The sequence below is a fragment of the Luteimonas sp. Soil_C_16 genome, assembly GCF_057657295.1.
This window is the reverse complement of the sequence record NZ_JBDGIS010000002.1, coordinates 156,610-176,381: the sequence shown is the minus strand read 5'-3', so window position 1 is coordinate 176,381 and position 19,772 is coordinate 156,610. Positions and strand designations below refer to the sequence as shown.

16 protein-coding genes, 1 other RNA gene and 2 pseudogenes are annotated in these 19,772 nt (G+C 67.0%); 7 read left to right on the top strand and 12 right to left on the bottom strand.

What is annotated here, in order from left to right:
- Positions 1-208: 208 nt before the first annotated feature.
- The 4 genes and pseudogenes from AC3A5T_RS04590 to AC3A5T_RS04575 all read right to left on the bottom strand — a co-directional run bounded on the left by AC3A5T_RS04590 (position 209) and on the right by AC3A5T_RS04575 (position 4,577).
- A complete protein-coding gene (locus AC3A5T_RS04590) occupies positions 209-625 on the bottom strand; it encodes a pilin (RefSeq protein ID WP_487627559.1) in 417 nt (138 codons plus the stop codon).
- Positions 626-1,034: 409 nt separating this feature from the next.
- Positions 1,035-1,193 (bottom strand): annotated as a pseudogene (locus AC3A5T_RS04585) (helix-turn-helix domain-containing protein); the annotation flags it as partial.
- 129 nt (positions 1,194-1,322) lie between these two features.
- Positions 1,323-2,465 (bottom strand): annotated as a pseudogene (locus AC3A5T_RS04580) (sigma-54-dependent transcriptional regulator); the annotation flags it as partial.
- Positions 2,466-2,960: 495 nt separating this feature from the next.
- Positions 2,961-4,577, bottom strand: a complete 1,617-nt coding sequence (locus AC3A5T_RS04575) for a sensor histidine kinase (RefSeq protein WP_487627558.1) — start codon at positions 4,575-4,577, stop codon at positions 2,961-2,963.
- A 174-nt stretch (positions 4,578-4,751) separates the two neighbouring features.
- Here AC3A5T_RS04575 and sucC point away from each other — a divergent pair, with 174 nt between their 5' ends.
- The 5 genes from sucC (at position 4,752) to rpoD (ending at position 11,318) form a co-directional block, all read left to right on the top strand.
- A complete protein-coding gene (gene sucC / locus AC3A5T_RS04570; RefSeq protein ID WP_487627557.1) occupies positions 4,752-5,912 on the top strand; it encodes an ADP-forming succinate--CoA ligase subunit beta in 1,161 nt (386 codons plus the stop codon).
- 133 nt (positions 5,913-6,045) lie between these two features.
- Positions 6,046-6,918, top strand: coding sequence for a succinate--CoA ligase subunit alpha (gene sucD, locus AC3A5T_RS04565; RefSeq protein WP_487627556.1), 873 nt, complete (start codon positions 6,046-6,048; stop codon positions 6,916-6,918).
- A gap of 152 nt (positions 6,919-7,070) precedes the next feature.
- Entirely contained in the window at positions 7,071-8,708 is a 1,638-nt protein-coding gene (locus AC3A5T_RS04560) for an NAD+ synthase (RefSeq protein WP_487627555.1), read from the top strand.
- 237 nt (positions 8,709-8,945) lie between these two features.
- Positions 8,946-9,383 carry a D-aminoacyl-tRNA deacylase gene (gene dtd, locus AC3A5T_RS04555; RefSeq protein WP_487627554.1) on the top strand — a complete coding sequence of 146 codons (438 nt, stop codon included), beginning with the start codon at positions 8,946-8,948 and terminating at the stop codon, positions 9,381-9,383.
- A 54-nt stretch (positions 9,384-9,437) separates the two neighbouring features.
- Positions 9,438-11,318 (top strand): RNA polymerase sigma factor RpoD, encoded by a 1,881-nt coding sequence (gene rpoD / locus AC3A5T_RS04550; RefSeq protein ID WP_332079539.1) that lies wholly within the window; start codon positions 9,438-9,440, stop codon positions 11,316-11,318.
- A 149-nt stretch (positions 11,319-11,467) separates the two neighbouring features.
- Here rpoD and rpiA read toward each other — a convergent pair whose 3' ends face one another.
- The 7 genes from rpiA to AC3A5T_RS04515 all read right to left on the bottom strand — a co-directional run bounded on the left by rpiA (position 11,468) and on the right by AC3A5T_RS04515 (position 16,338).
- Entirely contained in the window at positions 11,468-12,115 is a 648-nt protein-coding gene (rpiA, locus tag AC3A5T_RS04545) for a ribose-5-phosphate isomerase RpiA (protein WP_487627553.1), read from the bottom strand.
- Positions 12,112-12,591 carry an EVE domain-containing protein gene (locus AC3A5T_RS04540; RefSeq protein ID WP_487627552.1) on the bottom strand — a complete coding sequence of 160 codons (480 nt, stop codon included), beginning with the start codon at positions 12,589-12,591 and terminating at the stop codon, positions 12,112-12,114. Before AC3A5T_RS04540 ends, rpiA begins: the two co-directional genes overlap by 4 nt.
- A 10-nt stretch (positions 12,592-12,601) precedes the next feature.
- On the bottom strand, positions 12,602-13,183 hold the full coding sequence (locus AC3A5T_RS04535) for a 5-formyltetrahydrofolate cyclo-ligase (protein WP_487627551.1): 582 nt from the start codon (positions 13,181-13,183) through the stop codon (positions 12,602-12,604).
- Positions 13,184-13,238: 55 nt separating this feature from the next.
- Positions 13,239-13,423, bottom strand: a non-coding RNA gene (ssrS, locus tag AC3A5T_RS04530) — 6S RNA.
- A gap of 110 nt (positions 13,424-13,533) precedes the next feature.
- A complete protein-coding gene (locus AC3A5T_RS04525) occupies positions 13,534-13,833 on the bottom strand; it encodes a cell division protein ZapA (protein ID WP_332079543.1) in 300 nt (99 codons plus the stop codon).
- Positions 13,830-14,051: a TIGR02449 family protein gene (locus AC3A5T_RS04520; RefSeq protein ID WP_232134323.1), complete on the bottom strand. Its 222-nt coding sequence runs from the start codon at positions 14,049-14,051 to the stop codon at positions 13,830-13,832. Before AC3A5T_RS04520 ends, AC3A5T_RS04525 begins: the two co-directional genes overlap by 4 nt.
- Before the next feature lie 31 nt (positions 14,052-14,082).
- Positions 14,083-16,338: a putative bifunctional diguanylate cyclase/phosphodiesterase gene (locus AC3A5T_RS04515; protein ID WP_487627550.1), complete on the bottom strand. Its 2,256-nt coding sequence runs from the start codon at positions 16,336-16,338 to the stop codon at positions 14,083-14,085.
- Positions 16,339-16,421: 83 nt separating this feature from the next.
- Between AC3A5T_RS04515 and AC3A5T_RS04510 the strand changes: the two genes are divergently transcribed.
- Both AC3A5T_RS04510 and AC3A5T_RS04505 read left to right on the top strand, forming a co-directional pair.
- A complete protein-coding gene (locus AC3A5T_RS04510) occupies positions 16,422-16,973 on the top strand; it encodes a UPF0149 family protein (protein WP_425497282.1) in 552 nt (183 codons plus the stop codon).
- A 1-nt stretch (position 16,974) separates the two neighbouring features.
- Positions 16,975-18,300, top strand: a complete 1,326-nt coding sequence (locus AC3A5T_RS04505; RefSeq protein WP_487627549.1) for an aminopeptidase P N-terminal domain-containing protein — start codon at positions 16,975-16,977, stop codon at positions 18,298-18,300.
- Positions 18,301-18,380: 80 nt separating this feature from the next.
- On the opposite strand, the gene pepQ is transcribed toward AC3A5T_RS04505, so the two are convergent.
- The gene (gene pepQ, locus AC3A5T_RS04500; protein WP_487627548.1) at positions 18,381-19,733 is read right to left on the bottom strand and encodes a Xaa-Pro dipeptidase; all 1,353 of its coding nucleotides are present in this window, start codon (positions 19,731-19,733) and stop codon (positions 18,381-18,383) included.
- Positions 19,734-19,772: the final 39 nt, after the last annotated feature.

The window sequence follows — 19,772 nt, the reverse complement described above, 5'->3', positions numbered from 1 at the left end:
GGCCAATAGGCATGCGACCGGGCTGAGGGACTTTGCGTCAGAGTTTCGCACAGCTATTTGCTCGCTAAAGGCGTTGCGACTTCCGCACATGAGAGAACGGAGCGTTGGGTTCTTCAAGATCACCTACTTGAGCGCTAGCCGCCGAACCGGTCAAAAAAAAGGGCTCCGAGTATCGGAGCCCCTTGTACAACGATATTCTGAAGCTCGATCAGGTGCCTTGGCAGGTGGCCGGGCGATACTTCGCCGCAATGCTGCCGGTGCAAATCCAATTGACCTGGCCGTTATCCTGCTTGGTGCCCTGCAGTATGATCGTGCCCGTCGGCGTGCTGCCGCCAAGGTCCTTGCCGGTCGCGGTGATCGTGCCGCTCGAGTAGGCAACCGACGACACGTACTTCGAGGACTGCGTTTCGATTGCGACGGTGGTGGGCATGACGGTGCCGGTGGCTGTCGCTGCTGCTTCCGAGACGGTCGTGCGGGCCGACGACGCGGCGAGCATCACCTCCGACACGCGCGACTTGACCAGGTAATCCTGATACGCCGGCAGCGCGATGGCGGCCAGGATGGCGATGATCGCGACGACGATCATCAGTTCGATCAGGGTGAAGCCCTTCTGCATCTTCTTCATGGTGTATCCCCTAGGAGTGATTGATTTCACGTGCCGCGTGGCCGGCTGGTACCGATCCTTGGGCAGCCGTGCGACATGCACGTGCGATGGGGATTACGCACGAGGCGTGCCAACATTCTCGAAGCGAAGCGCCGCTGAGATACACGTGTTTTCTCGCGTGCAGCCACGTGCGGGAGCGGATGGTGTCCAGTTGCGTCACTTGGTGACGTGTTGCGTCCGGGTGCAGTCGATGCGCAGCGAGCGCGATAGCGAGTTCACTGCTGATGCGAGCTGGGTGCTCTCCCGCGATTCCCTTGCAGCTTGCACTGACGGGAGGAAGAGGGGCGTCTGTTGCGTTGGCGCGATTGAAGCGCGCTGGGCGAGTCGCGGTAGCGTGTTGCGCTGTGCGTTACCCACGTCGAGGTGGGGGTCAATCGATCCCGAGCTTCTTCAACTTGTACCGCAGCGCCCGGAACGTGATCCCCAGCGCCGCCGCCGTCTTGGTTTTGTTGTACCGGTTTTCCTGCAGAGCCTGCTGGATCGCGGCGCGCTCGATGTCTTCGATGAAGGAAGGCAAGGCAGTGCCGGCGGTCTCGTAGGGGCTGACGGTGCGCGGGTCGCGAGGCTGGCCGTGATTCTGCGGAAGTGCCTGGTGGACGCCGGTGGCGTAGGGCGAGGCGGGCTGGGGCTGCGCGGCCTGCTGGGTGTTCCGGGCGACCGGGAGGTGCAGGTCGGCGGCGGTGATCTGATCGTCGTCCGCCATTGCCAGGGCACGTTCGAGGATGTTTTCCAGTTCACGGACGTTGCCGGCGAAGCCGTAGGTTTCGAGGGCGGCGACGGCGTCCGGCGCCAGCGTCGGCGCTGCGCGGTGCATGGCCTGGGCAAGGCGGCGCAGGATGGCGTCCGACAGCAGCGGCAGGTCGCCGGTGCGCTCGCGGAGCGCGGGGACGTTCAGGCCGATGACGTTGATGCGGTAGTAGAGGTCGTGACGGAAGCGGCCGTCGTTGACCAGTTGCGACAGGTCCTTGTGCGTGGCCGAGAGGATGCGCACGTCGACCTGGATCTCGGCGGCGGCGCCGACGGGGCGGATCGACTTTTCCTGGATCGCACGCAGCAGCTTGACCTGCATCGGCAGCGGCAGCTCGGCGATCTCGTCGAGGAACAGGGTGCCGCCGTCGGCGGCCTGGAACAGGCCGGGCTTGTCGCTGTGCGCGCCGGTGAAGCTGCCCTTCTTGTGGCCGAAGAACTCGCTTTCCATCAGTTCGGTCGGAATGGCGCCGCAGTTGACCGGCACGAACGGCCCGTTGGCGCGCGCGCCTTGGGCGTGGATGGTGCGGGCGACCAGTTCCTTGCCCGTGCCCGATTCGCCCTGGATGAAGACAGGGGCCTGGCTGCGAGCGACCTTGGCGATCGTGTTGCGCAGCGTGACCATCACGTCGGAGGTGCCGAGCAGGCGGCTGCTCTGTTCTTCAGTGGTGCGCTTGGCGCGTTCACCCAGTTCCAGCGCCTGGCGGACGAGGCCACGCAGCACGTGGATGTCGACCGGCTTGCTGACGAAATCGAACGCGCCGACCTTCAATGCTTCGACCGCGGCCTCGACGTTGCCGTAGGCCGTGATCATGGCGACCGGCATGCCGGGGTAGCGGGTGCTGATCTCGCTGACGAGCTCGAGGCCCGAGCCGTCCGGCAGACGCATGTCGGTCAGGCAGAGATCGTAGGCCGCCGAGGCCAGCAGTTCGCGGGCGGCGGCGAGGGTGGGCGCGGTTTCGGTGCGCAGCCCCATGCGGCTCAGCGTGAGCACCAGCAGTTCACGAATATCGTGTTCGTCGTCGACGATCAGGACGCTGCGAGTTTCGCTCATCGATTCGCCACACAAACGGAACTGAGGTGTGACGCATAGTGACAGATTCTGTCAAAAGTGACGAGGGTCACACTGGTGACGCGCGTCACGATGGTGGAGGGATGGGGTGCAGGTATTCGGGTGGGGATTCGGGTGTTCGGAGAGCCCCAGCGGAGCAGGCTGAGGTCTCATAACTGTGGGGCGTGCTCGCTAGATGCAACGGATCGGGCCGAGAGGCCGTCACCCCCGTGCAGGCTGGGGTCCACCCTGATTTCGCGCGTGGCGTTGGACGCCCCGGGTCACGAATGCAGAAGCGTTTCTCGATTAGAAAGAATGAGGTGAAAGGCGAGGCTGCCGCCCTGGCAAGCCGCCGCGTTTCTCTTTGGTCGCGGCGAAAATGGATCCCAGCGTGCGCTGGGATGACGAACGGGAGAGGTGTCCTCTACAGCGGCAGTAAATCGAAACGGTCACTGTGGCGGCGATGATTCCGTTGTCGCGGGTGATGGGATGCCCTGATTAGTTCCGCAACAATGTCTGCCGCGCCGCCAGTGTGACGCGGAAACAGGCACCGCCACCGGGGACCGCGACGTACTCGAGGTGCGCTTCGTTCGCCCGGCACAGCTCGTGGGCGATGTAGAGGCCCAGGCCTGTGCCGCTTTCCGACGTGGTGAAGAACGGGCGGAAGAGCTGGGCGGACACGGCGTCCGGGATGCCGGGGCCGCGGTCGAGGACGCTCAGCGTCGGGCACTCGCCGGCCTGCTCGAGGCGCAAGGTGATTCGCGCCGATTCGCCGGGCATGCGGCCATACCGGACGGCGTTGTTGACCAGTGCGGTCAGGACCTGCTGCAGGTGACGCGGGTCGAAGATCGCGCGCAGCGTGGGCTGGTCGCAGCTGACCTTCAGTTCGGCGTTCTCCTCGCTGACGATCATCCGGTAGTCCTGCACGAACGCATGCGCGGCGGCGACCAGGTCGACGTGTTCGGGTCGTGCCCGCTCGCGACGCGCGAGGCCGAGCACGCTTTCGACGATACCGTTCGTGCGTACGCACTGCTGGTGGATGATCTGCAGCAGGCGGCGATCGGCCTCGCCGATCTGGTTCGACTCTTCCATCAGCTGGGTGGCATAGCTGATCGCGGCGAGCGGATTGCGGATCTCGTGCGCGAGGCTCGCGGAGAAGCGGCCCATCGTGGCGAGGGTCAGCGATTCGGCGCGTCGCGAGACCAGCGAGGTGTCGTCGAGGAAGACGAGCGTGCTGTCGCTCTCGGCCAGCAGACGCACGAAGCGGGGCATCACGTCGGTGTGTTCGCGCAGGGTCAACGGGGCGCTGTCGACGCTGCCGCTGCGCAGCCACTCGGCCAAGCGCATCGCCAGCGGCGGGGCGAGCTGTCCGAGGGTGCGGCCGTGCAGGCCGTCTTCGCCGGGCGTTTCGGTGTCGCCGATCAGCAGGGTCGCCGCTTCGTTGGTCAAACGGATGTGGCCGGTGCCGTCGACCAGCAGCACGCCGGTCTGCATGCGGCGGATGATCAGCTCGTTGATCTCGGCCAGGTTCGCGGCCTCGGCGCCGCGGCGGTCGGCCAGGGCCTGCGAGTCACGGACCTGCTTGCCCAGCTGACGGGTCATCGAGGCGGCGGCGAAGAAGCCCAGCCCGAACATCAGCATTTCGGCGAAGGGGCGATCGAACGTGCCGGTGCCGAACAGGCCGACCAGGCGCTCGATCAGTAGCGCCAGCGAGGCGCCGGCGGCGATCAGCAGGCTGGTGCGCAGGGTCACGAACAGCGAGGCGGCGCCGATGTTGAACAGCAGCAGCATCGCGATGCCCGGTGCGACTTCGGGGATCGCATGGGTGATCAGCGTGGCGACGACGATGTCGACGACCACGCCCACGACCGCATGGCTGGGAAAGTCGGCCATGGCGCGCCGGGCGTGCAGCAGCAGGCCGACAGCGGCCACCAGATAGCCGATGCCGACCGAAATCGCGACCGGCGTATCGATCACGTCGCCGAGCGTCGCGCCCCAGGGGCTGAACACCAGCAGCGCCAGCAGGGCGGCTTCCAGCACCCGGTACAGCGCGAACAGCGAGAGCTCGCGCTGCAGCAGCGACGGGGACAGCGTGGAGGCTGCAAGCAGGGGCACGGGCGCGTTCCATCGGAGCCGGACGGCCGAGTATAGGCGGGCGCCCGGGGCGGCCGGGTGGGGTGGTTTTGCCCGCCGCCGCCGCATGGGCGAGAATAGCGGACCCCGTCGGCCCGCCGCGCGCCCAGCGCCGCCCGTCGACCGGTGTCATTTCCTCCTCCGTACGGACCCCACATGAACTTCCACGAATACCAGGCGAAGCAGTTGTTTGCCGATTACGGCATCCCCGTGCCGGCAGGGCGCGTCGCGTCCACCGCCGACGAAGCAGTCGAAGCAGCGAACTCCCTGGGCAATGGCCCCTGGATGGTCAAGGCCCAGATCCATGCGGGCGGTCGCGGCAAGGCCGGCGGCGTGAAGTTCTGCAAGACCACCGACGACGTGAAGGCCGCTGCGGCCAAGATGCTCGGCACCAAGATGGCGACCTATCAGACCGCCGGCGTCGAACTGCCGGTCAATCTGGTGCTGGTCACCGAAGCCGGTGAGATCGCCAAGGAACTGTATCTGTCGGTGCTGGTCGACCGCGGCACGCAGTCCATCACCTATATCGTCTCGAGCGAGGGTGGCGTGGACATCGAGCAGGTCGCTGCCGAGACGCCGGAGAAGATCGAGAGCCTCAACGTCAACTTCGTGGAAGGCTTCCAGCCGTACCAAGGCCGTGACATCGGCTTCAAGATCGGCCTGACCGCCAAGCAGGCCAACCAGCTCGCCAAGATCATGGGCGGCCTGTACACCCTGTTCAACGAGAAGGACCTGGCGCTGGTCGAGCTGAACCCGCTGGCGATCCTCGACAACGGCGACCTGTACGCCCTGGACGGCAAGGTCGACTCCGACGACAACGCCGCGTTCCGTCACAAGGATCTGGCGGCGATGCGTGACGCCACGCAGGAAGACGAGGCCGAGGCGCGTGCCAGCCAGTACGACCTGAACTACGTGACCATGGACGGCAACATCGGCTGCATGGTCAACGGCGCAGGCCTGGCCATGGCGACGATGGACGTGATCGCACTCAACGGCGGTTCGCCGGCGAACTTCCTCGACGTCGGCGGCGGCGCGACCAAGGAGCGTGTGACCGAAGCGTTCAAGCTGATCCTGTCGAGCGACAAGGTGAAGGCGATCTTCGTCAACATCTTCGGCGGCATCGTCCGCTGCGACATGATTGCCGAAGGCATCATCGCCGCGGTCAAGGAAGTGGACGTCAAGGTGCCGGTGATCGTGCGCCTGGAAGGCACGAACGTCGAAGCGGGCAAGCAGCTGCTGGCCGACTCGGGCCTGGCGATCACTGCAGCCGACGACATCAACGACGGTGCCAAGAAGGCCGTCGCGGCTGCCGCCTGATTCCGAACGAATCTATTTCCTTCCCTTCTCCCCCGGGAGAAGGTGCCCGAAGGGCGGATGAGGGCGCTTGCATCTAGGCAGCCCTCACCCCAACCCCTCTCCCAAGGGGAGAGGGGCTCAACAGGACCATTCCATGAGCGTTTTGATCAACAAGAACACCAAGGTGATCGTGCAGGGCTTTACCGGCCAGCAGGGCACCTTCCACGCCACCCAGATGGTGGAATACGGCACCCAGGTCGTCGGCGGCGTCACGCCCGGCAAGGGTGGCACCACGCACGTCAACCTGCCGGTGTTCAACACCGTGCGCGAAGCGGTCGACGCCACCGGCGCCGATGCGTCGGTGATCTACGTGCCGCCGCCGTTCGCGGCCGACGCGATCCTCGAAGCGGCCGCGGCCGGCATCAAGGTCATCGTCTGCATCACCGAAGGCATCCCGGTGCTCGACATGCTGCGCGTGAAGAACGTGCTGAAGTCGCATCCGGACGTGACCCTGGTCGGTCCGAACTGCCCGGGCGTGATCACGCCGGGCGAGTGCAAGATCGGCATCATGCCGGGCCACATCCACATGCCGGGCAAGATCGGCATCGTGTCGCGTTCGGGCACGCTAACCTATGAAGCGGTCAAGCAGACCACGGCGGCGGGCCTCGGCCAGTCGACCGTCATCGGTATCGGCGGCGATCCGATCAACGGCCTGAACTTCGTCGACTGCCTCAAGCTGTTCAACGAAGATCCGCAGACGCTGGGCATCATCATGGTCGGCGAAATCGGCGGTGACGCCGAGGAAGCCGGCGCCGAGTACATCAAGGCGCACGTCAAGAAGCCGGTCGTCGGCTTCATCGCCGGCGCGTCGGCCCCTCCGGGCAAGCGCATGGGCCACGCCGGTGCAATCGCCTCGGGCGGTTCGGGCACGGCCGAAGGCAAGTTCAAGGCGATGGAAGCGGCGGGCGTCAAGACCGTCCGTTCGCCGGGCGACCTGGGCGAAGCGATCGCTGCGCTCGTGAAGTAATCACGCCTTCCGCGTGATTCGAAAAGGCCGCCTTCGGGCGGCCTTTTTTGTGGCGTGATGCGGTCGCTGCGCGCTGCACGTGCGCGCGTGGCCCCGCGGTCCATGTGATCGCGGCCGCTATGATGGACGCCCCCGACCGCGTGCCTGCCGACATGACCGATCCCCTGCGTATCGCACTCGCCCAGTTCGACTTTCCGGTCGGCGATGTCGGCCGCAACGCCGAGCGCATCGCAGAGATGATCGCGGCGGCCCGCGACGAGTTCGACGCGCACGTCGTGGTGTTTCCGGAGCTCGCGATCAGCGGCTATCCGCCCGAAGACCTGCTGATGCGGCCCGCGTTCCTGATCGACTGCGAAGCGGCGCTGATGCAGATCGCCAAGGACGTGCGCGGCATCGTCGCGGTGGTCGGCTGGCCGGAATCGGCGGGCAGCGTGCTCTACAACTCGGCGAGCGTGCTGCGCGACGGCAAGCTCGAGCGCACCTATCGCAAGCGCGAACTGCCGAACTACAACGTGTTCGACGAGCGCCGCTACTTCCATGTTGATCCCGATGGGGAGCCTTGCGTCGTCGATGTCGGCGGCGTGCCGGTCGGCGTTCTCGTCTGCGAGGACCTCTGGTTTCCCGAGCCGCTGGCCGACACCGCGGCTGCCGGCGCGGCCGTCGTCGTCGTGCCGAACGCCTCGCCCTACGAGCGAGGCAAGCATCGTCAGCGCGATGCGCTGCTGGCCGAGCGCACCCGTGAGAGCGGCGTGGCATTGGCCTACGTCAACGTCGTCGGCGGGCAGGACGCGCTGGTGTTCGACGGCGCGTCCGTCGTCGCCGATGCCGACGGCACCGTGCATCCGGCGGCGATCGCGTTCGACGACCAGTGGCTGGTGGTGGATTTCGATCCCGCGACGCGCGCGTTCTCGCCGGTCGTATGGGTCGACGACGGCGACGAGAGCATCGACGCGCTGGCCTGGCGCGCGGTCGTGCGTGGCACGCGCGACTACTGCGGCAAGAATGGATTTTCGAAGGCGTGGGTCGGGTTGTCGGGCGGCATCGATTCTTCGGTGGTGCTGGCGATGGCGGTCGATGCGCTGGGCGCGGAGAACGTCACCGCGGTGCGTATGCCGTCTCGGTTTACGGCGGGGCTGAGCAACGATCTGGCGGCCGAGCAATGCGAGGCGCTGGGCGTGCGCATGCTGACCATTCCGATCGAGCCGCCGTTCCAGGGGTTTCTCGACACGCTGTCGGACGCGTTCGAAGGCAAGGACGTCGACATCGCCGAGGAGAACCTGCAGTCGCGCACCCGCGGCGCGATCATGATGGCGCTGTCGAACAAGCACGGCGGTCTGCTGCTGACGACCGGCAACAAGAGCGAATACGCGGTCGGCTACGCGACGATCTACGGCGACATGTGCGGCGGCTACGCGCCGATCAAGGATCTCTACAAGACCGAAGTCTTCGGCCTGTCGAAGTGGCGCAACACCGTCGGCGGCGCACCGGTGATTCCGCCCGCGGTGATCGCGCGGCCGCCATCGGCCGAGCTGCGCGACAACCAGCTCGACCAGGATTCGCTGCCGCCCTACGACGTACTCGACGCGATCCTGCGCCGCTTCGTCGACCAGGAGGAATCCCGCGACGAGATCGTCGCCGCCGGCTTCGACGCGGCCACCGTCGACCGTGTACTGCGGCTGGTCCGCATCAGCGAGTGGAAGCGTCACCAGGCCGCGCCGGGGCCGAAGATCTCGCGTCGTGCGTTCGGGCGTGAGCGGCGGTACCCGATCAGCAACCGGTATCAGGGGTGAGTGGTGGCCGTGCAGCACAGCGGGGTGGTCTTGTTCGGGATTGCCGCCGATCGCCTGACTGGCGCCTTCCCCCGTCCGCGGGGGAAGGTCGGGTTGGGGGCGATGGCTCCGGTCGCGGACAGAATGGACTGCGGCTGATGTCTCAGTGCTTGTTCCAGGTGTCTGCGTGGCTGACAAGTCGCCCCCACCCAACCCTCCCCCGCGCGTCGGGGGAGGGCTCCGTGTGTTGAAGGCTCCATGCTTGCTCTGATCCAGCGCGTCAGCGAAGCCGCCGTCCGCGTCGACGGCGCGGTCATCGGCCGGACCGGGCCCGGTCTGCTGGCGCTGGTCGGCATCGAGCCCGGCGACGGCGAGGCCCAGATCGCACGCATGGCCGAGCGCCTGTTCGCCTACCGGGTGTTTTCCGACGACGCCGGCCGCATGAATCTGTCGCTGGCCCAGACCGGCGGCGGCCTGCTGCTGGTCAGCCAGTTCACCCTCGCGGCGGACACCCGCTCGGGCAACCGGCCCGGCTTCAGCACCGCGGCGGCGCCCGAGGCGGCTGAACGGATCTTCGACCGGCTGGTCGCCGTCTGCAGGTCGCGTCACCGGGGGGTGGAAACCGGCCGCTTCGGTGCCCATATGGAAGTCAGCCTGGTCAACGACGGCCCGGTCACCTTCCTGCTCAGGGCATGATCCCGGCCTCGCAGGTGGTACAATTACGGGTTCACTTTTCAGACGGTGCGCCACATGGCGAATGAACGTCCCGCCCAGCAGTCCGACATCAAGATCCTGATCAGCAAGGGCTTGGAGCAGGGCTATCTGACCTATGCCGAAGTCAACGATCACCTGCCCGACGACATGGTCGATCCGGAGCAGATCGAAGACATCATCGGCATGATCAACGGCATGGGCATTGCTGTCCATGAAGTGGCGCCCGATGCGGAAACGCTGCTGCTGGCCGGCGAATCCAGCGGCAATCGCGAAGTCGACGAAACCGCTGCGGAAGAAGCCGCGGCTGCGCTGACCTCGCTCGATACCGAAGGGGGTCGTACCACCGATCCGGTGCGCATGTACATGCGCGAAATGGGCACGGTCGAGCTGCTGACCCGCGAAGGCGAAATCGCCATCGCCAAGCGCATCGAGGAAGGCCTCAACCAGATGATGGCCTCGGTGGCCAGCTTCCCGTGGTCGGTCCAGCTGCTGCTCGAAGAATACGAACTGCACAAGGGCGGCAAGAAGCGCCTGGCCGAAGTCGTGGCCGGCTTCAACGACCAGCTGCTCGAAGAGCTGGCGGCCGAGGAAGAGGCGGCGGCGGGCAATGCGCCGGCCGTCGTCGAGGCCGAGGAAGAGGCCGAGACCGACGAGGAAGAATCCGACGATTCCTCCGACGAGGAAGAGAGCACCGGCCCGACCGGTCCGGATCCGGAAGAAGTCCTGCGTCGCATGGACCTGATGGCGGACCTGTTCAACAAGTTCCAGAAGTCGTACGCCAAGAACGGTGCGACGGCGAAGGCGTCGATCAAGCTGCGCGCCGAGATGGCCGACGTCTTCATGACGTTCAAGCTGCCGCTGCCGCTGACCGATCTGCTGGTCCGCAAGCTGCGCGAGGTCGTGTCGGAGCTGAAGGACCACGAGCGTCGCATCCTCGACCTGTCGACCCGCGTCGCCAAGATGCCGCGCAAGGATTTCATCCGCGCCTGGGACGGCAACCAGACCAATACGGGTTGGGCGGACGAGATGATCAAGCGCAAGCAGAAGTGGTCGTCCGGCCTGAAGGACGTGCGCGACCAGATCGTCGCCGAGCAGGAAGCCACGCTCGCGATCGAGAAGGCGATGGGCGTGACCCTTGGCGATCTCAAGGAGATCAACCGCGCGATGGCCTACGGCGAGGCAAAGGCCCGCAAGGCTAAGAAAGAAATGGTCGAGGCCAACCTGCGTCTCGTGATCTCGATCGCCAAGAAGTACACCAACCGCGGCCTGCAGTTCCTCGACCTGATCCAGGAAGGCAACATCGGCCTGATGAAGGCGGTCGACAAGTTCGAGCACCGTCGCGGCTTCAAGTTCTCGACCTACGCGACGTGGTGGATCCGCCAGGCGATCACGCGCTCGATCGCTGACCAGGCGCGCACGATCCGCATTCCCGTGCACATGATCGAGACGATCAACAAGCTCAACCGCATTTCCCGCCAGATGCTCCAGCAGTACGGCCGCGAGGCCACGCCGGAGGAGCTGGCCAAGGAAATGGACATGCCGGAGGACAAGATCCGGAAGGTCATGAAGATCGCGAAGGAACCGATCTCCATGGAGACCCCGATCGGCGACGACGAGGACTCCCACCTGGGCGACTTCATCGAGGACACCAACGTGGAGTCCCCGATCGACGCGACCACCAACACCAACCTGATGGAAACGGTCCGCGACGTGCTCGCCGGCCTGACCCCGCGGGAGGCGAAGGTGCTGCGCATGCGCTTCGGCATCGACATGAACACCGACCACACCCTCGAGGAAGTCGGCAAGCAGTTCGACGTCACCCGCGAGCGCATCCGCCAGATCGAGGCGAAGGCGCTGCGCAAGCTGCGTCATCCCTCGCGCAGCGAACAGCTGCGGAGCTTCCTCGACGTCGAATGAGTCGAGGCTGCAAGGGGTACGAAAAAGCCCGCCGGAAGGCGGGCTTTTTTTATGGGCGGAAGCCGGTCCCGCGGGAGCGCGCTTGCGCGCGATATGGCGTTTCCGGAAAGCCATCGCGCGCAAGCGCGCTCCCACAGAAGACGTGTGCGTCAGAGCACCGTCGGCGTCGGCGTGCCCACGATCACCACGTCCGCCTTGCGGCGTGCGAACAGACCGACGCTGACCACGCCCGGAATCTGGTTGAGCGTCGCTTCCAGCGCGACCGGATCGGTGATCGACAGGCCGTGGATGTCGAGCACCCAGTTGCCGTTGTCGGTCTTCACGCCTTCGCGCCACACCGGCTGGCCGCCGGTGGTTTCGAGGATCGTGCGGGCGACGAGGCTGCGCGCCATCGGGATCACTTCGACCGGCAGCGGGAACGTGCCCAGCACCGGGACCTGCTTCGCCGGATCGATGATGCAGATGAACTGCTGGCTCGCCTCGGCGATGATCTTCTCGCGCGTCAGCGCCGCGCCGCCGCCCTTGATCAGGTGTTTACCGGGATCGCACTCGTCGGCGCCGTCGACGTACAGCGCCAGCGGACCGGTCGCGTTGAGATCGAGCACGTCGATGCCGTGGCTGCGCAGGCGGTCGGTGCTCTGGTCCGAACTCGACACCGCGCCGTCGATGCGATGCTTGATGCGCGCCAGCGCGTCGATGAAATAGGCGACCGTCGAGCCGGTGCCGACGCCGACGATCATGCCGTCTTCCACGTACTCGATCGCCTTCTCGGCGGCCAGGCGCTTGCCTTCGCTCATCGCTTCTTCTCCAGTGACAACAGCAGTTTCCATTGCGCGGCCGTGACCGGCAGCACCGACAGGCGCGCGCCCTTGCGGATCAGCGCGAATTCTTCGCCGAGTGCGGCGCTGTGCTCGCGGATCTCCGCCAGCGGAATGGGCTGGGCCAGCGTGCGCACGTAGCCGACATCGACCAGGAACCAGCGCGGCGTCTCTTCGGTCGCTTTCTCGTCGTAGTACTTCGAGGACTTCTTGAACTGGCTCGGATCGGGATACGCGGTCGATGCGACCTCGGCGATGCCGTAGATGCCGGGCACGTCCGCATTCGAGTGATAGAACAGCACGCCGTCGCCCACGCGCATGCCGTCGCGCATGAAGTTGCGCGCCTGGTAGTTGCGCACGCCGGTCCAGGGCTCGGTGCCCACGCGGGCGAGGTCGTCGATCGAGAAGTCGTCGGGCTCGGACTTCATCAGCCAGTAGCGCTTGCGGGTTCTCATCGCGTCTCGGTCAGGCAGCTGTGGGCGGGTGGAGCGTGTTCGATTCGGTGCAGATCGCGTCGAGCGGCACATCCCAATCCGCGGCGTCGAGCGCCTCGACCTGCTGCAGTGCGAATGCGGCGCCCACGAGCAGCGGCGGCGCGGCCTGCACGCGACGGAACCCGAAGCTCCGGTCGTACCAGCCGCCGCCCATGCCGAGGCGATGGCCGTGCGCGTCGAAGCCGACCAGCGGCGTGACGACCAGTGCCATCGCGCTCGCGTCGAGTGCGGACGCCGGTTCGACGTCGGGTTCGGGGATGCCGTAACGGTTGGTGACCAGCGGGTCGCCGGCGCGCCAGGGCGCGAAGCGCAGCACTTCGTCATGCAGCACCGGGAGGCAATAGATCAGCCCGGCGGGCAGACGCATCTGGAAGACGTGGAGGCCGATCTCGCCATCGCTGGCCCAGTAGCCGGCGACGTAGCCGGATTCGGGCAATGCGGGCAGTGCGAACAGTTGCGTCGCGAGGCCCTCGGCGGCGGCGATGCGCGCGGGCGCAGGCAGGGCGCGGCGCTGGTCGCGCAGGCGTCGGCGGAGGGCGGGGCGGTCGGTCATGCGGCCGGGCTCGTCGTCGGAAGTGCCGGCGACGCGGCGGGCAGGCTCAAAAAATACGTTCTCCGCCGATGCCGATGCAGGCGAAACGACCTTGAACCCGGGGTTCAAGTGGGAACGCTGGGATTCCTTTGGGCTTTCCGCTCGGGGGCGGACTGGCACTCCCGGTTTCCTGACGTCCCCGGTGTCGTTATTAAGGGACAAGGCGAATGTTTTGCACGCTGTCGAACACGGCAGAGAACGCAGGCGCAGTATAGCCAATCGATCCGCGGCACGTGTTCCGTTCGTCGGTCGCGACGCGTCGGGCGGCGGCGGGGATTCAGTTGCGTGGAGGCGTCGCGAAGACGTGCGACTCAGCGCTGCTCGGCATCGAGCACGTCGAGCTTGCGGTGCAGCGCCGCCACCGAATCGGAGATCGCGCGCGAGCCGTGCGACTGGCCGTCGCCGAGCAGCTGCAGTTCGTGCGCGAGATTCAGCGCCGCGAGGATCGCGATGCGATCGACCGCGGCCATGCGGTTGGCGCCGCGGATTTCGCGCATCCGCGTATCGAGCAGTTTGGCCGCCGCCATCAGGCTGTCGCGCTCGTCGGGCGTGACGCCGACGGTGTACTCGCGATCCAGCACGCGCACGCTGACGGCTTCGGTCGCACTCATGTGTGCTGCTCCAGTGACTTGAGCCGCGCGATCATCGCCTCGACCCGCGAGCGTGCCTGTTCGTTCTTCGACAGCAGCTGGGCGCGTTCGCCGACGATGGATTCCTGCTGCTGGCGCAGGCTGCGGTTCTCGTCGCTGAGGATGCGGACACGTTCGATCAGCGCGTCGAGGCGCGACGTCAGTCTCTGCAGCTGGGCGATGACGTCGGGTTCGGTCATTGCCGCACCATAGGCAGCGCGCAGGTGGCGGTCAAGGCAGCACGGCCAGTGGTTCGTCGCGGGCGAGGAGCAGGCCGTCGGGGCGCCAGTTGCGCATGAAGGCCAGGCACTGCAGCGCGTCGAGCGGCGGCGAGAGCCAGAAGCCCTGGATCTCGTCGCAGCCGCGCTCGGCGAGAAAGCGCATCTGCGCTTCGGTCTCCACGCCCTCGGCCACCACGCGCAGGCCCAGCGAGTGCGCCATCGCGACGATGGTCGGGGTAATCGCCGCATCCTCGGCGTCGTGCGGCAGGCCGTCGACGAAGGCCTTGTCGATCTTGATCGTGGTGATCGGCAGACGCTTTAGATACGCCAGCGACGAATAGCCGGTGCCGAAATCGTCGATCGCCAGCGACACGCCCAGCGCGCGGAAGGCCTGCAGGCGCTCCGCGGTCTGCTCGGCATTGGCCATCAGCACGCTTTCGGTGAGTTCGAGTTCGAGCAGATGCGGCGGGATGCCCACGTCGTCGAGCACGCGGCCCACCACGCCGACGAAATCGCCGCGCAGCAGCTGCAGCACCGACACGTTGACCGAGACATTGAGCTCGTCCATGCCGTGCTGGCGCCAGCGCTGCAGCACCAGGCAGGCCTCGCGCAGCACCCATTCGCCGATCTCCAGGATCAGCCCGCTTTCCTCGGCGATCGGAATGAACTCGGCCGGCGGGATGTCGCCGTGTTCCGGACTCGACCAGCGCAGCAGCGCTTCGACACCGGTGATGCGCGGCGGCGACAGCGACAGGCGCGGCTGGAACACCAGGCGCAGTTCGCCGCGGTCGAGCACCTTGCGCAGCGCGCCGGAGATCGTCGCGCGCTGCCGCACCGCCAGATCCATGTTGTCGTTGTAGCGCATGAAGGTGCGGCGCCCGGCGGCCTTGGCCTGATACATCGCAGTGTCGGCCTGCTTGAGCAATTCGGTCGGCACCTGGGCGTGATCGGGGTACAGGCTGATGCCGATCGACGGCGAGATCGACACCTCGCGGCGGTCGTCGAGCAGCAGCGGCGCCTCGAACGCATTGATGATCTCGCGCGCGATGCGTTCGGCATCGTCGGGCGTTTCCAGGTCTTCCAGCACGACGGTGAACTCGTCGCCGCCGAGTCGCGCCACGGTGTGCTGCTCGCCGACCGTCTGCTGCAGGCGCACTGCGGCCGCGCGCAGGATGCGGTCGCCGGCGGCGTGGCCCAGCGAATCGTTGATGTCCTTGAAGCGGTCCAGATCGAGGAACAGCACCGCCAGCCGCGTGTCCTCGCGATGCGCCCGGACGATCGCCCGCGACAGGCGCTCCGACAGCAGCGAGCGGTTCGGCAAGCTGGTCAGCGTGTCGAAGTTGGCGAGATAGCGCAGTTCCTGTTCGGTGCGCTTCTGCTGGGTGATGTCGTTGAACACGCACACGTGCAGCACGCTGTCGTCGTCGGCATCGCGCACGGTGCGCAGCTCCAGCGCGGTCAGCAGTTCGTCGCCGTCCTTGCGGCGCTGCCACAGCTCGCCGCTCCAGTGACCCTGGCGCCCGGCCTGCGTGCGGATGTGGCGGTAGAAGGCGCTGTCGTTCTGTTCGCTGTCGAGCAGCGACGCGCTGCGTCCGAGCACTTCGGTCTCCGCGTAGCCGGTCATGCGCAGGAACGCGGGATTGACCGAGACGTAGCGGAAATCCGCGTCCATCACCGCGACCGCTTCGCCCATGCTGCGCAACACCGTGGCGGCGATCTGGCGCTCACGTTCGGCCTCGCGCGTGGCGGAGACGTTGAGCGCGGTGCCGGCGATGCGCAGCACGTTGCCGTCGTCGTCGCGCTCCACCGCGCGGCCGCGCACGCGCACCCAGGCCCAGCCACCGGTGCCGTCGGCCACGCGGACCTGCGCCTGGTAGCGGCCGGATTCGCCGTCGAGGTAGCGGCGCAGGGTCTCGCGCGCGAGCGCCATGTCGTCGGGATGCACGAGTTCGTCGACCGGCAGGCTGTCTTCGAGCAGACGGCCATCACCATTGGGCTCGTCTTCGAGCAGGCGTCGCAGCTGGCCGCTGCCGACGTCGTAATCCCAGTAGCGTTCGCCGGTCGCCCACAGCGCGAGCTTCAGCCGGTCGCGGCGTTCGTTGATCTCGGCGAGGTAGGCATGCTCGCTGTTGTGACGGCGCACCACCATGACCACCAGCAGCACCAGCAACGCGATCAGCACCGCGGCGCCTGGCACGTGGAGCTGGCTGGGTTCGATCACGCGGCGGCGCTCCGTGCCGGGGTCGGCGACCGCGAGTGTAGGCATGCGGGCGGTCCAGCAACAAGCGTGCGCCCGGTCACAGGATGGCCGTTGGTAGAATGGCGCACCCCTGCCCGAGAACGCCAGCCGTGTCCGAAACCCTGCCCAGCCTTGCCGAAGTCGACGCCGAGATCCGCCACCTGCAACTGGCGATGCCCGGCAGCGAACTGCACGGCGGTCTCAGTGGCTGGCTGGCCGGCGGTGGCGACGATGCGGTCGCCTGGCTGGCGCCGGTGCTGGCCGACACGACGCTGCCCGCGCCCGCGAGCGGCAGTGCGCTCGACCGGCTGCGTGTGGCGACGGCCAACCAGCTCGAAGACCGCGACTTCACCTTCGCACTGCTGCTGCCCGAGGACGGCGAACCGCTGTCGGTGCGCAGTGCCGCCCTGTTCGACTGGTGCCGTGGATTTCTCGGCGGCTTCGGTCTCGCCGCGGGCGAACGTGCATCGCTGTCGGAAGAAGGCAACGAGGCGCTGGCGGACCTCGCCCGTCTGGCGGCCGCGCAGCCCGATCCCGACGACGAGGACGATGCGGTCGAGGAAGACGCGCTGACCGAGATCGAGGAATTCGTGCGCGTGGCCGCGCTGCTGCTGCACGGCGACGCCGCACTGGGGCCGCGTCACCGCAACCGGCTGAACTGACATGGCGAGCGCGACCGGCATCACCGCGGCCACCTACGAGAAGCGTCGGCGCCAGCTGATGCGGCTGGTCGGCGACAACGCGATCCTCGTGCTGGCCAGCGCGCCCGAGCGGGTGCGCAGCCGCGATACGCATCACGCCTACCGGCAGGATTCCGACCTCTGGTATCTCACCGGCTTCGCCGAGCCCGATGCGGTGCTGGTGCTGGTGCCGGGCCGCAAGCACGGCGAGGCGCTGCTGTTCTGCCGCGAACGCGACCTGGAGCGCGAAGGCTGGGACGGCCCGCGCGTCGGCCCGGAGGGCGCCGTCGAGGCGCTGGGCATGGACGATGCGTATCCGATCGACGATCTCGACGAGATCCTGCCCGGCCTGCTCGAAGGCCGCACGCGCGTCTATTACCACTTCGGTCGCGACACCGAATTCGATCTGCAGCTGATCGGCTGGCTCAACCGCGTGCGTGCACAGGTGCGGGTCGGCGCGCAGCCTCCGCACGAATTCCTCGAGCTGGGCCATCTGCTCGACGAGATGCGTCTGTTCAAGGACGCCGGCGAACTCAAGCTGATGCGGCGCGCGGCCAAGATCAGCGTCGACGCGCACGCCGCGGCGATGCGCGCGGCGCGGCCCGGCATCCACGAATACGCGCTGCAGGCCGAACTGGAATACGTGTTCCGCCGCCACGACGCGAGCCCCGCGTACGAGAGCATCGTCGGTGCAGGCGCCAATGCCTGCGTGCTGCATTACCGCGCCAACAACGCACAGGCGCGCGATGGCGATCTGGTGCTGATCGATGCCGGTGCCGAATACCGCGGCTATGCGGCCGACATCACCCGGACCTTTCCGGTCAACGGCCGTTTCACGGCTGCGCAGCGTGCCCTGCACGACGTCGTCGAATCCGCGCAGCAGGCCGCGCTCGCGCAGGCGCGCCCGGGTGTCGCCTACGAGGCCGGCCACAACGCGGCGGTCGAAGCGCTGACCGACGGCCTGCTGCGGCTCGGCCTGCTGAAGGGCAAGCTGGAGGCGCGCATCGCCGACGGCAGCTACAAGCGGTTCTATCGCCACAAGACCGGACACTGGATCGGCCTCGACGTGCACGACGTCGGCGACTATCGCATCGAGGGTGAATCGCGCCTGCTTGAGCCCGGCATGGTGTTCACGATCGAACCCGGCCTGTACGTGTCGGCCGACGACACCAGCGTCGATGCGAAATGGCGCGGCATCGGCATCCGCACCGAGGACGACGTGCTGGTGACCAAGACGGGGCATGAGGTGCTGACGACCGGTCTGGCGCGTACGGCCGACGAGATCGAGGCGTTCATGGCGCGCAAATGAGCACGCCTGTTCCGTCTGCAGCGCGCATCGCGCGCGCTGCGTCTTCAGGTGTCAGAGGACGCGCAACGCGCCCGTCATGATCAGGCGGCCGCGTTCTCGTCCGCCCACGCGTCGCGCGTGAGGTTCTCGGGCGCGCCGTCGGTGCAGACCACGTCGTCCTCGATGCGGATGCCGCCATAGGGGCGGAAGGTGTCGACGCGATCCCAGTCGATGCTGTCGCCGTGTCCGGCGGCCTTCAAGTCCTCGAGCAGCATGTCGACGATGTAGACACCGGGTTCGATGGTCACGACCATCCCCGGTTCCAGCACGCGTGTCAGGCGCAGGAACGGGTGCCCCTCGGGCTTGGCGATGACGCCGCCGGTCTCCGAGGCAGCGAAGCCGGCCACGTCGTGCACCTGCAGGCCGATCCCGTGGCCGAGGCCATGCGGGAAGAACGCGGCGCTGACGCCGGTCGCTAGCGCGGCCTCCGGCGAGACCTTGATCAGACCGAAGTCGCGCAGCACGCCGGCGAGGGCGAGGTGCGCGTCGAGATGCATCTGCTTGTAGTCCGTGCCGCTGCGCACCTGCGCGACCATCGTCTGCTGCGCTGCGTCGACTGCTTCGATCATCGCCTGGAACTCGCTGCCGGTATCGGTGGCGTAGGTCCGGGTGATGTCGGCGGCGTAGCCGGCATGACTCGCGCCGGCATCGATCAGAAAGCTGCGCACCGGATCGGGCGGCAGGCGTCCGAGCTCGGTGTAGTGCAGCACCGCCGCATGCTCGTTGAGCGCGACGATGTTGCCGTAGGGCAGTTCGTTCGCGTCCTGACCGGCGGCCTGGCAATAGGCCAAGTGGATGCCGAACTCGCTGGCACCGGCGCGGAATGCCCGCTCGGCCGCCGCATGTGCACGCACGCCACGACGTGAGGCTTCGCGCAGCATCGACAGTTCGTGCGGCGTCTTGAACGCGCGGTGGTAGTCGAGATGATCGATGACCGCCTGCGGGTTGTTCGGCTTGTAGGCGCCGTAGTGGCCCAGCGCGCTCTGCGGCTCACCGAGAATCGCGCACCGCGCGGCATTCTTCGGCAGATGCTGCTGCGCGTCCTCGGGCTTGCGGATCACGACGATGTCGAAGTGCTCGACCCAATAGCCCGACGGCGCTTCCGGCACGACGTGCCAGTAATCGCGCGGCTGCAGATACACCAGCTTCGGTCGCGCGCCTGGCGTGATCACCAGCCAGCTGCCGGGATTGCGCGTCAGCGGCAGCCAAGCTTTGAACTGCGGATTGACCGCGTACGGATAATCGCGGTCGTCGAACATCTGGTAGTGCAGCGTGCCGCTGGGAATGACGAGATGTTCGAGACCCGCGCGCTCGAGCGCGGTCGCGGTGCGCGCCTGCAGCGTCGCAAGGTGGTCGGCGTAGAGGCTGGCGGCGGACGAAGCAGGCGTGGACATCGTGATCCCGGGGCGGCGAGTGGATCGGCCTATTCTGCC

What these genes read in the sequence shown, in the direction of transcription:
- AC3A5T_RS04590 (WP_487627559.1), bottom strand. Translation starts at nt 625, where the DNA reads ATGAAGAAGATGCAGAAGGGCTTCACCCTGATCGAACTGATGATCGTC.
- sucC (WP_487627557.1), top strand. Translation starts at nt 4,752, where the DNA reads ATGAACTTCCACGAATACCAGGCGAAGCAGTTGTTTGCCGATTACGGC.
- sucD (WP_487627556.1), top strand. Translation starts at nt 6,046, where the DNA reads ATGAGCGTTTTGATCAACAAGAACACCAAGGTGATCGTGCAGGGCTTT.
- AC3A5T_RS04560 (WP_487627555.1), top strand. Translation starts at nt 7,071, where the DNA reads ATGACCGATCCCCTGCGTATCGCACTCGCCCAGTTCGACTTTCCGGTC.
- dtd (WP_487627554.1), top strand. Translation starts at nt 8,946, where the DNA reads ATGCTTGCTCTGATCCAGCGCGTCAGCGAAGCCGCCGTCCGCGTCGAC.
- rpoD (WP_332079539.1), top strand. Translation starts at nt 9,438, where the DNA reads ATGGCGAATGAACGTCCCGCCCAGCAGTCCGACATCAAGATCCTGATC.
- rpiA (WP_487627553.1), bottom strand. Translation starts at nt 12,115, where the DNA reads ATGAGCGAAGGCAAGCGCCTGGCCGCCGAGAAGGCGATCGAGTACGTG.
- AC3A5T_RS04540 (WP_487627552.1), bottom strand. Translation starts at nt 12,591, where the DNA reads ATGAGAACCCGCAAGCGCTACTGGCTGATGAAGTCCGAGCCCGACGAC.
- AC3A5T_RS04535 (WP_487627551.1), bottom strand. Translation starts at nt 13,183, where the DNA reads ATGACCGACCGCCCCGCCCTCCGCCGACGCCTGCGCGACCAGCGCCGC.
- AC3A5T_RS04525 (WP_332079543.1), bottom strand. Translation starts at nt 13,833, where the DNA reads ATGAGTGCGACCGAAGCCGTCAGCGTGCGCGTGCTGGATCGCGAGTAC.
- AC3A5T_RS04520 (WP_232134323.1), bottom strand. Translation starts at nt 14,051, where the DNA reads ATGACCGAACCCGACGTCATCGCCCAGCTGCAGAGACTGACGTCGCGC.
- AC3A5T_RS04515 (WP_487627550.1), bottom strand. Translation starts at nt 16,338, where the DNA reads ATGCCTACACTCGCGGTCGCCGACCCCGGCACGGAGCGCCGCCGCGTG.
- AC3A5T_RS04505 (WP_487627549.1), top strand. Translation starts at nt 16,975, where the DNA reads ATGGCGAGCGCGACCGGCATCACCGCGGCCACCTACGAGAAGCGTCGG.
- pepQ (WP_487627548.1), bottom strand. Translation starts at nt 19,733, where the DNA reads ATGTCCACGCCTGCTTCGTCCGCCGCCAGCCTCTACGCCGACCACCTT.